Origin of the sequence: Pelomicrobium sp. G1 (genome assembly GCF_051905455.1) — a bacterium.
Taxonomy (GTDB): Bacteria; Pseudomonadota; Gammaproteobacteria; order Burkholderiales; family UBA6910; genus Pelomicrobium.
The window spans coordinates 1-920 of sequence record NZ_JBQACR010000044.1 but is presented as its reverse complement, the minus strand read 5'-3'; the positions used below and the strand labels follow the sequence as shown (position 1 = coordinate 920).

Here is a 920-nt window from a genome sequence, read left to right as displayed (position 1 = left end):
ACCGAGGGGCGCGCGGTGGGCGGCATGCCGGCGCTGGCGGGGAAACCCAAGGAAGATCTTTACAAGGCGCTCAGAGCCTTCAAAGACGGCTCGAAGCCCGCCACCGTCATGCACCAGCACGCCAAGGGCTACAGCGACGAGCAGCTCGAGCGCATCGCCGCGTACTTTGCCAAGCAGAAACCCTGAGGCTAGCGGGAGGAGGCGAACATGAAAAAGATTGATCGACGCGAGTTTCTGAAGCTTCTGGGCGGCGCGGGTGCGGCGGCGCTGCCGGGTTTGAAGGGCTGTGCCGCGCCGGGGATGATGCCCGGGGCGGCGCCCAAGGCGCGGGTGGTGGTGGTGGGCGGCGGCTTTGCCGGGGCGACCGCGGCCAAGTACGTGCGGCTATGGGACCCGGGCATTGACGTGACCCTGGTGGAGCGGCAGCCCGAATTCATCTCCTGCCCCTTAAGCAACCTGGTGCTCGCTGGCGTGCGGCGGCTGCCCGAGATCAGCCGCCCCTACGACCCGCTCCAAAGCCGCTGGGGCGTGCGGCTGGTGCGCGATGAAGCCATCGCCATCGACCTGGACAAGCGGCAAGTGCGCCTGGCGCGGGGCAACCCCTTGTCCTATGACCGACTGATCGTGGCCCCGGGCATCGACTTCATGTGGGAGACGATTCCGGGCTTAGCGAGCCCGGCGGCCCAGGAGCGGGTGCCCCATGCCTGGAAGGCGGGCCCCCAGACCCTCGTGCTGCGCCGTCAGCTCGAAGCCATGCGCGACGGAGGCGTGTACGCGATTGCCATCCCCAAGATGCCCTACCGCTGCCCCCCGGGGCCCTACGAGCGGGTGAGCCTCGTCGCTTTCTACTTGAAGCAGGCCAAGCCCCGCGCCAAGATCCTGATCCTGGATGCGAACCCCGACATCACCTCCAAGAAGGG

General features: G+C 67.8%; 2 protein-coding genes. Both read left to right on the top strand.

The genetic code is table 11. From position 1 onward, the window contains the following. Positions 1 to 186 (top strand): c-type cytochrome (locus ACTFO6_RS17300; protein WP_439935676.1); only part of this gene is annotated, 186 nt, incomplete at its 5' end. Positions 187 to 207: 21 nt separating this feature from the next. Then, positions 208 to 920 (top strand): FAD-dependent oxidoreductase (locus ACTFO6_RS17295; RefSeq protein WP_439935675.1); only part of this gene is annotated, 713 nt, incomplete at its 3' end.